The sequence below is a fragment of the Bacillus sp. NPDC060175 genome (genome assembly GCF_042728695.1).
GTDB lineage: Bacteria > Bacillota > Bacilli > Bacillales > Bacillaceae_G > Bacillus_A.
Window position 1 is genome coordinate 1 of record NZ_JBHWYR010000112.1, and the last position, 11092, is coordinate 11092.

The 11092-nt window shown below is 36.5% G+C and carries 13 protein-coding genes; all 13 read right to left on the reverse strand.

Annotation, left to right across the window (positions count from 1 at the left end; genetic code table 11):
* Nucleotides 1-101 precede the first annotated feature (101 nt).
* Nucleotides 102-827, reverse strand: a complete 726-nt coding sequence (locus ACFWDE_RS28145) for an NAD-dependent protein deacylase (protein ID WP_377896091.1) — start codon at nucleotides 825-827, stop codon at nucleotides 102-104.
* Between the two features lie 75 nt (nucleotides 828-902).
* Entirely contained in the window at nucleotides 903-1550 is a 648-nt protein-coding gene (pcp, locus tag ACFWDE_RS28150; RefSeq protein ID WP_377896092.1) for a pyroglutamyl-peptidase I, read from the reverse strand.
* 16 nt (nucleotides 1551-1566) lie between these two features.
* The gene (locus tag ACFWDE_RS28155; protein ID WP_002146876.1) at nucleotides 1567-2529 is read right to left on the reverse strand and encodes a DUF979 domain-containing protein; all 963 of its coding nucleotides are present in this window, start codon (nucleotides 2527-2529) and stop codon (nucleotides 1567-1569) included.
* 1 nt (nucleotide 2530) lies between these two features.
* Nucleotides 2531-3226 (reverse strand): DUF969 domain-containing protein, encoded by a 696-nt coding sequence (locus ACFWDE_RS28160; protein ID WP_377896093.1) that lies wholly within the window; start codon nucleotides 3224-3226, stop codon nucleotides 2531-2533.
* Between the two features lie 34 nt (nucleotides 3227-3260).
* A complete protein-coding gene (gene pxpA / locus ACFWDE_RS28165; protein ID WP_377896094.1) occupies nucleotides 3261-4034 on the reverse strand; it encodes a 5-oxoprolinase subunit PxpA in 774 nt (257 codons plus the stop codon).
* 18 nt (nucleotides 4035-4052) lie between these two features.
* On the reverse strand, nucleotides 4053-5042 hold the full coding sequence (locus ACFWDE_RS28170; RefSeq protein WP_377896095.1) for a 5-oxoprolinase subunit C family protein: 990 nt from the start codon (nucleotides 5040-5042) through the stop codon (nucleotides 4053-4055).
* Nucleotides 5033-5746, reverse strand: coding sequence for a 5-oxoprolinase subunit PxpB (gene pxpB, locus ACFWDE_RS28175; protein ID WP_377896096.1), 714 nt, complete (start codon nucleotides 5744-5746; stop codon nucleotides 5033-5035). Before pxpB ends, ACFWDE_RS28170 begins: the two co-directional genes overlap by 10 nt.
* Nucleotides 5747-5760: 14 nt before the next feature.
* Nucleotides 5761-6513, reverse strand: coding sequence for an IclR family transcriptional regulator (locus tag ACFWDE_RS28180; RefSeq protein WP_377896097.1), 753 nt, complete (start codon nucleotides 6511-6513; stop codon nucleotides 5761-5763).
* Nucleotides 6514-6666: 153 nt separating this feature from the next.
* Nucleotides 6667-7218, reverse strand: a complete 552-nt coding sequence (gene lepB / locus ACFWDE_RS28185) for a signal peptidase I (protein ID WP_002013664.1) — start codon at nucleotides 7216-7218, stop codon at nucleotides 6667-6669.
* A 23-nt stretch (nucleotides 7219-7241) separates the two neighbouring features.
* The gene (locus ACFWDE_RS28190) at nucleotides 7242-7919 is read right to left on the reverse strand and encodes a copper homeostasis protein CutC (RefSeq protein ID WP_377896098.1); all 678 of its coding nucleotides are present in this window, start codon (nucleotides 7917-7919) and stop codon (nucleotides 7242-7244) included.
* Nucleotides 7920-8185: 266 nt separating this feature from the next.
* Nucleotides 8186-9334, reverse strand: coding sequence for an acyl-CoA dehydrogenase family protein (locus ACFWDE_RS28195; RefSeq protein WP_377896099.1), 1149 nt, complete (start codon nucleotides 9332-9334; stop codon nucleotides 8186-8188).
* 155 nt (nucleotides 9335-9489) lie between these two features.
* Nucleotides 9490-10122 carry a YdcF family protein gene (locus ACFWDE_RS28200; protein WP_377896100.1) on the reverse strand — a complete coding sequence of 211 codons (633 nt, stop codon included), beginning with the start codon at nucleotides 10120-10122 and terminating at the stop codon, nucleotides 9490-9492.
* A gap of 332 nt (nucleotides 10123-10454) precedes the next feature.
* Nucleotides 10455-11042, reverse strand: a complete 588-nt coding sequence (locus ACFWDE_RS28205; protein ID WP_033706994.1) for a GNAT family N-acetyltransferase — start codon at nucleotides 11040-11042, stop codon at nucleotides 10455-10457.
* Nucleotides 11043-11092: the final 50 nt, after the last annotated feature.

Below are 11092 nucleotides of genomic sequence, written 5' to 3' on the forward strand. Positions count from 1 at the left end.
ATTTATTACCATTCCCCTTAATACGCAATAACATGAATATAATTCATACAAAAAAACTGAGGTGACATCATTCACCTCAGTTTCTTTACGAAAACAAAAACTTATTTAATCGAAGATAACCCTTTGGCAAATTCACCAATCTTATTTTGAAAAACAAAATCAAAATTGTATTCTTGCCCTGTTAACTCTTCATTTACTAAAATTGTTGTTGCGCCTACTTCCCGCTTTGCGATTTCTGGGAATGAAGCGACAGGCTGTACCTTGAGTGACGTCCCCATTACGAGAAGTACATCTGTTTCATATAAACGTTTGATTGCATTTTGATATTGCGGTAACGTATCTCCGTATAAAACAACATCTGGATTTAAAATGAAATTACACTTCCCGCAACGCGGTACTTCATGATCAATCATATATTGTAAATCATATCCCGTTTTACACTTCGGACAATGCGCAGTTTGAAGTGTTCCATGTAAATCAATTACATGTTTACTACCACCTACTTGATGCAAACCATCAATATTTTGCGTTAAAATCGTTATGTCTTTCCCTTGTTCTTCTAGCTCCGCTAAAAAGCGATGCCCACGATTTGGTTTATATTGATGAAACGTATTAATTTGAAAGATTTCTTTATAATGCTTCCAAAACTCTTTCGGATTTCTATTATAATAGCCTCTCGACAAATACATCTCTACATTCGCATCAGCATATAATCCATTTGCTGAACGAAAATCAGGGATTCCACTTTCCGTACTTGCGCCAGCCCCTGTTAACACTGTAATTTTCTTCGCTTTTTCTAATATCAAACGTACTTCTTCAAATTGCACAAAAATCACCTCTATGTATATTCCTATACTTATTATACCAGTTGTTTACAATAGGTGTTGTACAATTCATTTTACTTAATGCGTCGCGCCACCACACTCTACAATATCTACTTCTACTTCCGTCGTTACCTCGATTGCCAACTCTATCCCTTTACTAATAGTAGAAAGTGACATACTCGGTTGCCCTGGATAGTTACTCGCTTGTTCTGGTAAGAACGGAATATGAATAAATCCACCTTTTATTTTCTTATCATGTTTCTCCAGTTCATGCATAAGGCCATAAAATATGTGATTACAAACGAATGTACCTGCTGTTTGTGAAACGGAAGCTGGTATACCTTCTTCGCAAAGTTTTTTTACAATTGTTTTCATCGGTAACGTCGACCAATATGCAGCCGGTCCTTCTTCTACAACTGGTACATCCACAGGCTTGTTCCCTTCGTTATCAGCAATTCTTGCGTCGTCAACGTTAATTGCTACACGCTCTATCGTAATATCTGGTCTGCCCCCAGCTTGCCCAATACATATAATCAGTTCAGGATTTAGTTCTTCTATATACTCTTCTAATACGCTTATTGATTTATGAAAGACAGTTGGAACTTGTTTACTAATAATTTTGTACTCTCCGATTGTTTTTTCATGTAAACTTTTTGCGACTTCCCAAGCTGGGTTGATACTTTCTCCGCCGAATGGATCAAATCCTGTTAATAATACTGTTTTCATAGTTTCACTCTCCTAATTAGAAACGATATACAAGGCCGTACATTATAAACATATTTATAATGAAAATGGAAAGAGCAATTGGTACTTGCGCCTTAATGACTGCATTCTTATCTTTCAATTCTAAGAGCATTGCAGGAACAATATTAAAGTTTGCTGCCATTGGAGTAAGCAATGTTCCGCAATATCCAGCAAACATGCCGAGTGCTGCCATAATAGCTGGATTCCCGCCGTGCATTTGTACAATTAGAGGTAAGCCGATTCCGCCAGTAATTACTGCAAACGCTGCGAATGCATTTCCCATTACGACTGTAAATAGCATCATTCCTAAACAATAGGCCATAACAGCAACGAATGGATACTCTGTCGGTAACACTTGTCCGACTAAATCAGAAACAACTTGGCCAACGCCAGACTTCGCGAAAATACCGCCAAGTGCCGCTAACATTTGTGGTAAAATAACAGCCCAACCAACTGCTTGTAATAACCTACTTCCTTCTTGAACAGGCGTTGTTATTTTTGATTTTGTAATACGCATCGCCGCAACGAATGCGAGTAATGCTCCTAACGCTAATGCAACTAATGTCACTTTATCAGGATCAACAAGTGCGACATTTCCCCATTTGATTTTCCCTAACGTTAATGTACCGATAATTGTAAAAATAGGTATTAATAGTGCAGGCATGAAAATTTTATTCTTTAATTTCTCAGCATGTTTCACACGTTCTTGCACTGGTACTTCTTTCTCTTCAGATTTTGTTACTTTATTTAATGAAGCTAAAACAACCATAACAAGCACAATACAGCCAACATAAAACGAAGGGATTACATTTCCGAATAAAAATGTAACTGCAAACAATGCCCAAAATAAACTAGAACCGAATCGGTTTGGATGTTCACGATCAAATGCAATACGAACAGCGATAAATGCAACGATTATTCCTAATACATAATAGATTGTATCCATTGTGATTATGTTCATATCATATAGCCTCCTTCTCTTGTTTTTCTTCTGCCTTTATTGTTTTTTCTATATACTTATCAAACCTTCTAAACCTAATCCAGCTCACAATAAGAGCAGATATCGCAGTTGGAATACCCCAAAGCGCCATATCCCATACACCGACATGCATACCTACTGAATCGAAGAACCCTTTCATTAATAGAATGGCACCAGTTGCGATGAAAATATCTTCTCCGAAAAACCAAGCTGTATTTTCCGCAGCTGCTGCATTTGCTTTAATCTTTTCTCTCAATTTTTCAGGGAGTTTACCATATTTGCCTTGCGCAGCCCCTTCTGCCATTGGTGCAACAAGCGGTCTCACCGTTTGCGCATGCCCACCAATATTTAGTCCAAGTGCTGCTGATGATTCTCTTATCGTAAAATATGACATTAATACTCTTCCAGTTGTTGCTCCTTTTGATTTCGTTATAAGTGCTTCTGCTCTTTCTTTCAATCCGTAACGCTCTAAAATCCCGATTACCGGTAAAGTTAGTATAATAGGCATAGACATGTATCTATTTTCTATGAAAAATTTACCGAACATGCTGATCACATCATAAAAGCTTAAGCCTGAAACCATACCAGTAACAATACCCGCAACCATTACTACTAACAGTGTATTTAATCTAAATAAAAACCCAACTGCAACAAGTAGTATCCCAATTAATTTAATCAATTTTAACACTTCCTCTCATTTTTAATCCCGCTAATTAAAGTTTCACTTTATTTGGTGCGCATATAGAAATGCCATTAAGTTCGAATGTTCTGTATATTTTTCCCGCAAATTGGACTGCTTTCTCTCCATCCCCGTGTAAACATATCGTTTGCGCTTGAACTGCTACTTTCCCTCCATTAACTGCTTCTACATACCCTTCCTTCACCATTTGAAGTACCTGTTTTATCGCTTCATCTTCATTTTTTATAAGAGCATTTTCTTCTGTACGGCTCGTTAAAGTTCCGTCCTGCTTATACGTACGATCAGCAAAAGCTTCTTGTACGAGAGTTATATTATATTTTTCTGTTCCCCTTATAAATGCCTCACTATTCGCTAATCCGTAAAGTAATAATCCAGGGTTAATATGATAAATTGCCTTTGCGATTGCATCCGCAATTTCCGAATCAGTTGCCGCCATATTATATAAGGCACCGTGCGGTTTTACATGTTGCATTTTCCCTCCGGCAGCTTTAACAAATCCTTCTAATGCGCCAATTTGATATAAAACATAATCGTACACTTCATCTGCTGAAACATGCATGTTCCTTCTCCCAAATCCAATTAAATCAGGAAATCCAGGGTGTGCCCCTATTGCTACGTTATGCTGCAGAGCTTTTTCAACCGTTTGCCGCATAACGGCCGGATCACCCGCATGAAAACCACAAGCAACGTTTATAGAGGAAACGAACGGAAGAATTTCATCATCATTCCCCATTTTATAAGCTCCAAAACTTTCTCCTAAATCACAGTTTAAATCGATTGTAGTCACGATGTTTTCCTCCTAATCTCAGCTTCGTAAAGCGATGAATTTCTTTAATAGACTCATACTTGTTTCCTGCTTTATATATAATTGTGCAGCTTCTTCCATAGTTATTTTTTCAAAAGTTACATAGTCTCCTGGTTTCAGCTGCGCTAGAAGAGGTAAATCTACTGAAATTATATTTCCAATTCTCGGATAACCACCTGTCGTTTGTCTATCCGCCATTAATATAATAGGCTGTCCACCATTCGGTACTTGAATTGTCCCGAATGTAACTGGGCTCGATAAAATTTCTATCTCTTCAGCTCTATTTAAAACATCTCCGTCAAGCCTATATCCCATGCGATCAGCATAATTGGACACTTTATACTCTTTCGAAAAAAACGACTTTATACTTTCTTCTGTAAATTGATCATATTCAAAGTCTGTTATGACGCGAAGAATAGGCTGCTTCTTATATTTTGGTAAAGCATTGTTACAAATTGCCCACTTCGTTTTTATACGCTCTTCTTCTTGTAAGTTTTGAATGAAGCGACTCGCAACTTCTGCCCCTGTACCAATTTGAAAATAATCTCCTTTTTTCAGCATTCTCCCTTCAATACCGCCAAGAGCAGCACGTATGTAAGTACTTTTACTTCCCATCGTACGATCAATATTTATACCACCCGTAAAAGTCACATACGCCCTACAACCGCTTTTCGCTTTCCCGAGGCAAAGCATGCTTCCTTCTTCAGCTAATATGGGACGCCATAATGGAATGCGTTCTCCATTTAATAACGGTTCCATATCTGCTCCACCAATCGCGAGCAATGTCGTTTTCTTTATTAACAATTTAGGTCCCATTATTGTAATTTCGAGTCCAGCCTCATTCTCCTCATTGCCTACTAACATATTAATCATCCTGAGTGCATTTTTATCCATAGCCCCGCCAACAGGTACACCGTATTGTTGATAATGAAATCTTCCTAAATCTTGGACTGTTGTAAACATTCCTGCATGCAAAATCTCTACATCCATTCTTTAGCCCCCTCAAGCGATACGTACTCTTCCTTTGTTATTGGTATAAATCGTAAATACATACCACTTTGAATATATGTTGGTATTTCTTCTTTTGGATTAAATAGAGAAATAGGTGTTCGGCCGATAATATTCCAGCCTCCTGGTGTTTCGAGCGGATAAATACCTGTTTGATTTCCGCCAATACCTACTGAACCAGGAGCAATTTGTAGCCTTGGTGTTTCTTTTCTAGGTGTTTCTAGTTCTTTCGGTAATCCCCCTAAATAAGGGAATCCAGGTGTAAAACCTAACATATACACGAAATATGTTGTTTCACTATGTATTCGAATAACATCCTCTACTTGTAAGCCTTGATAATGCGCAACCTCTTCTAAATCAGGTCCATATTCTCCCCCGTAGCACACTGGTATAGAAATATGTTTCACATCTCGGTTCACTTCTTCTTTATATGAATCACACAGCTCCCTTATATACTGGCAAACGTAATCATATGGTCTTTTACTTCTCTCATTTCGCTTCCATACTTCGTACAAATTGTAGTAAACCGCTAATGAAGTAAACGCCGGAACGCATTCAACCATTCCTGCAAACGGATGCCGCCTCAGCGCTTGAAATAATCGTTGTACTTTTTCGTATATATCCATCCCAATTTCTTCACCAAATGTAACAATAATTGCTTGATCCCCTAACGCAGAAAATTTCATCCCACTCCCTCTTTCTATGCCAAAAAGCCGAGTTCTTTCGAAATGCGGTTCGCTGTTTCTTTCACTTTCGCAGTAAAATACGCAATGTTACTTTCGCTATACTCAATTGCTAACCCCGAAATACTAATACCAGCTACAACCGTTCCATCATTTGTAAAAATTGGCGCTGCTATAGCCGCTGTATGATTTTCTAATTCAGAATAACTAATTGTATATCCAGCTTGTTTTGCCATATGTAACACTTCTAGTAAATGCTCCTTATTCACAATCGTTCCATCCGCAAACTGCTGTAAATCTGTTTCCTCTACGTACTTTCTTTTCTCTTCCTCAGAAAAATACGATAGTAAAATTCTCGGACATGCTCCCGCATACAGTGGTGCTCTTCTTCCAACCGCCGTATAAACACGTACCGGCTGAATTCCTTCCATCTTCTCAACATAAATTGCGTCATTACCATCTTGAATAATTAAATTTACTGCTTGCCCTAAACTATCTCTAAGCTCTTTCATATAAGGAATCGCAATATTTCTTACGGATAACCTTTGTGAAACAAGTTGACCAAATCGTAAAAAAATGACTCCGAGACGATACTTGCCCTTTTCTGTTTTTTGTAAAAAGTCCATTTCTTCTAAAGAGCCAATTAAACGATAAACAGATGTTTTCGGCATATTCGTAAGCTGAACCATCTCTGTTAAACTTAGCTCCTCATGCTCATAAAACAACTCTAAAATATCCATTGTCTTAACTGCCGTTTTATTTATACTCATCCTATCTCCTTTTTGTTCCGAATTCCGGAACTTCAATTCCGTTTTTCGAAACAAACATATAATTTAAAATTATAAAATATTCTTTCAATTCTATCAATATATTTTTCACAAACAAAAAAAGTATGGAAGAATATTTCTCCCATACTTTTTGCTTTATAACGCTCTCACTTGTTTCAACGGCCAGAAAACAGCTTGTCCTTTTCCGACAATTTCATCTTCTGAAATAAATCCAAACATACGACCGTCTTTAGAAACTTCACGATTATCTCCTAAAACAAACACTTGGCCTTCTGGTACTTTCGTTTTTCCTGTGATTTGTTCTAACGTAAAATCAGGAGTTAATACACGACCAGACGCCTTTTCTTTAAATTCTTTTAAATACGGTTCTTCCATCGCTTTTCCGTTTACATATAAAACATCATCTTTATACTCAACTGTATCACCTGGTAAACCAATTACTCGTTTTACTAAATCGTACCCTTCTTTTCCGTGGAAGACAATAACGTCAAAACGGTCTAATCCACTTATACTATAACCAATCTTATTCACGAGAACTCGTTCGTTATTTTCTAAAGTGGGCATCATCGATTCACCTTGTACTAATGAAGGTGTAAATAAAACACCGCGAATAATAGCGATTAATACAAGGGTAAATCCTATCGTTTTAGCCCATGAGAATAATTCTTTCTTCGTATTTTCCTTCATCGTTTCTCCTCTTTCTTAAGTGTTTATTTTATTATTTCAACTAATTCTTGTACTAACTTTAGGTCAATCTCAGAAAAACATGACTTACCTTCTCTAACCGCTGTACCTACATGCGCCTGCGTAATTCCAGTTTCATCTAGCAATTGTTTTACATTCTCTTTCGTTACTCCGCTTCCGACAACAAGCTGTATATTCCCTTCACTTTCCTTTTGCATCTCTGTAAGCGCCGGAATATTATCTACTACATTTCCTTGTCCGCCTGAAGTTAACACGTGAGTAACTTTATTGAATTTTTTCAAAGTTTTCATCGCTTCTACTGGATTTTCTGTATCATCTATCGCACGGTGATACGTGACATTTATTCCATCTACAACAGATAATAAATCTGCTAATTCCTCTTCATCAACTTCATTTTGTTCATTTAATACACCTAATACAACACCAGCAGCCCCAAGATTTTGAGCAACTACAATATCTTCTTTCATCATTTCAATTTCTTCTTCCGTATATGTAAAAGACTTTGCATGCGGACGAATCATAACATGAACTGGTATTTGTACTGCTTCTACTGCTTTTTTTATAAAAGCATAACTCGGTGTTAAACCACCTTCTGTATATGATGAAATGAGTTCAATTCGATTTCCACCAGCCTTTTCAATTCGCTTCACATCTTCTAAACAAGTTGCAATAACCTCTAGCATGAGATACCCTCTTTTCGTACTTTTTTCTTATTATACAGTAGGTGAAATAAGAAACATAGCATTCCACTATAAAACTACAAAAAGAAGAATAAAAAGAAAGATTTTTTAATTGATAAATCGAGAATTCCCTCTTCTTGAACAATGACATAATACATGGAATTATATCAACGATTTTTTAAATATATCTATCACAACTCTAAATATATCAACGATTCACCGACAACGAAAAGTCTGTTCCAGAACGGAACAGACTTTATAGTTCTTCATCACGACCGAAACGCCGCATCCGCCAGCATAGACAGTGTTGCATCATCCATCGGCGGATTGTGCAGTCCTGCTCTGACGTTTAAATAATAGCGATGAAGCGGATTTTTTTCTGATAAACTTTTCGCTCCTACGATGCGCATAGCTTTATCTACAATAGATATTGCCGCATTCGTTACAGCGGATTTCACTGCTGCTAGTTCCGCTTGCAATGATAATTTATCTTCTGCCTCATCGTATTTTTTCGCAATTTGATATAAAAAGACACGAGCTTGCATAAGCTCAAGTTCTAATTCTCCAACTAATCTTCTAACATTCGGCAATAAACTAATAGAATGATTTAAACTATTTGGCTTGTATGATCCCGCAAACTGAACTGCATAATTTCTTGCTGATTGTGCAATTCCTAAATAACATGCTGGTATATGTAGCAACCAGCCAATACCCTTTTGTTTCACTTTCCCGCCCAATACACCCGTAAAAAAGCGGTTCTCTATCTCTACATTTTGTAAAACGAGATCATGGCTCGCAGTTCCTCGCATTGCGATACTATCCCACGTTTCTTCAATTGTTACGCCTATCGTATTCTTTGGAATGACAAACTCTCCGATTTCTTCCTGGCCTTCAATACTTGCTGAAATGATAAAATAATCAAGTACTGGCGCCATTGTCGTAAACGTTTTTCTTCCATTTATAATCCACTTCTCACCTTTTTTTACAGCTAACGTCTCTGGTTTCCCGCCGCGCGTAGGACTCCCTGTTTTCGGCTCTGTCGCTGCTCGATTAAAGAGGGCGCCATTACGCACTTCTTCACAAAACCAAGTGAACATTTCCTCATCCCAAGAACGGTTTTCAGCTAATTCCTTTACAATGCCAAGGTGCCATCCAATTGATAATGCGGTAGCACCGCAGCCTTCTGCTATTTTCTCTTGAAATAAAACAAAATCATATAAGGAAATCGCATTGCCTCCCCATTCTTTTGGCAACGTTAATTTCGTATATCCGATATCTTTCAAATTATTAATATTTTCATACGGAAATGATCCTAATTCACTTAGTTGATGCTCCCTTTCCATGAACTTCGGAATCAATTTATTTATTTTCTCAATAACTAAAGATTGTTCTTCTGTTTCAACAAATGAGAGTGCCATACATAATCTCCTTTATGTTCGATTCATAAACCGTTCATTTTGTCATTATGATTATATGAAGTTACTTCTCTATTGTTTCACTATTCCGATAAAAATACAATGCTTTTGAACAATAAGAAAAGTTCCTATATGAAAGGATAGGTTCTTTTCTTATATTAATCCCCTTTCAATGCCTTTAATGGCAAAGAGGTTACATATCCAATATACGAGCATAATTCTTTAAAAAAGAAAGGGATTTCTGTATCTAACGTTTTATACGCTGACGTTGGAGTTGGTGATGCATACGCTTCAATTTTAAGATGTTTTGCAATTTTCATCGCACGTTTCATATGAAGTGGATCACTCACGATCGTATATGTGCGTATTCCATTCTCTATTCCAACTTGTTTTGCATTCTTTAAATTCTCCTCTGTGAAAAGAGATTTTGTTTCAATTAGAATATCCTCTTCTTTTACACCATGTTTCAGTGCATACACTCTAGCAGTACGCGCTTCCTCAAGCTCTGCCTCAAACTTTGTACCACCTGTGAAAATAATCTTTTTAATATTACCGTTCTTATATAAGGAAATTGCATGATTAATTCTTTCTTTAAATACAGGAGATGGTTTTCCGTTCCATGAAGCTGCTCCCAGCACGATACCAGCATCTGTCTTCACATCATCATCTGTTTTAAAGCGATAACTCCAAATATCGTAAGCTGCATAACTTACATATAAAATAATAGAACAAATCATAAGCAAGAATACTTGCAAGATTCTTCTTTTCTTACTTTTCTTATTTTCTTTCATTTATAACTGCCTCCGTACATCATCCATACTTCTATATAAAAACGTATATATCAAATCATTTTGTTTGAATTTGTTTAAAAGAAGGAATTTTTTTCTCATATATATGTATTAAAGGGTTTTCATTTAAAATTGAGGATTATCAATTCATTTTTCGTTTGCGGTTTTCATTACATTTTTTATAATTTATAAGTTTATTACCATACAACTACATTGTAACGAATTTTTTATCATAATGGAATGATGAAACAAAAGTAAATAAAAGAAGTAACCGTTTTGTAAGAAAAAAGGTATATTTTTCATCTTGACGATCAATACACCTTTCTTAATATGAATTATCGTTTTTCTTTATACGACTCTAATTTTTCTAATAACCGTTCTTTTATAGCTGGCCATTCACTTGCAATAACACTGTATACAACTGCATCTCTAACATGTCCACTCGGCAATTTTCTTTCGTTTCTAAGTACACCCTCTTTTACTGCGCCCAGTCTTTCAATTGCTCTTTGTGCTTTTTCATTTCGGGCATCCGTCTTAATTTGTACTCTCCGCATATGCAACTTTTCAAAAGCATATTGTAATAACATATACTTACATTCTGTATTCATACTCGTACGTTGTACACTCGGGTCATACCACGTTTTTCCTAACTCAACAGTCTTATCTTCAACTGAAATGTTATATAAGCGTGTACTTCCTACTATTTCATTCGTCTTTTCATCAACAACAACAAATGGCAAATCCTTACCTGCCCCATAAGCTTTTATCGCCTTTTGAACATATTGTTGCATATCTTGAACAGTATCCATTTTAGAGATTAAATACGCCCAAATATCTCGATTTCCTTCCACAATTGAAAACATTTTTTCGACATCATTGCTATCCATTAACCGTAACTTTGCTCTTTCGTGAATAAATTCCATTTGTAAGCCCCCTTCTTTTGTTGTTACTATATCATATTATTATATATTGC

Bases quoted from the DNA above. Each gene is read 5' to 3' on its own strand.
- pxpB (WP_377896096.1), bottom strand. From the start codon at position 5,746: ATGAAATTTTCTGCGTTAGGGGATCAAGCAATTATTGTTACATTTGGT.
- ACFWDE_RS28195 (WP_377896099.1), bottom strand. From the start codon at position 9,334: ATGGCACTCTCATTTGTTGAAACAGAAGAACAATCTTTAGTTATTGAG.
- ACFWDE_RS28170 (WP_377896095.1), bottom strand. From the start codon at position 5,042: ATGGATGTAGAGATTTTGCATGCAGGAATGTTTACAACAGTCCAAGAT.
- ACFWDE_RS28200 (WP_377896100.1), bottom strand. From the start codon at position 10,122: ATGAAAGAAAATAAGAAAAGTAAGAAAAGAAGAATCTTGCAAGTATTC.
- ACFWDE_RS28180 (WP_377896097.1), bottom strand. From the start codon at position 6,513: ATGAGTATAAATAAAACGGCAGTTAAGACAATGGATATTTTAGAGTTG.
- ACFWDE_RS28190 (WP_377896098.1), bottom strand. From the start codon at position 7,919: ATGCTAGAGGTTATTGCAACTTGTTTAGAAGATGTGAAGCGAATTGAA.
- pcp (WP_377896092.1), bottom strand. From the start codon at position 1,550: ATGAAAACAGTATTATTAACAGGATTTGATCCATTCGGCGGAGAAAGT.
- ACFWDE_RS28155 (WP_002146876.1), bottom strand. From the start codon at position 2,529: ATGAACATAATCACAATGGATACAATCTATTATGTATTAGGAATAATC.
- lepB (WP_002013664.1), bottom strand. From the start codon at position 7,218: ATGAAGGAAAATACGAAGAAAGAATTATTCTCATGGGCTAAAACGATA.
- ACFWDE_RS28205 (WP_033706994.1), bottom strand. From the start codon at position 11,042: ATGGAATTTATTCACGAAAGAGCAAAGTTACGGTTAATGGATAGCAAT.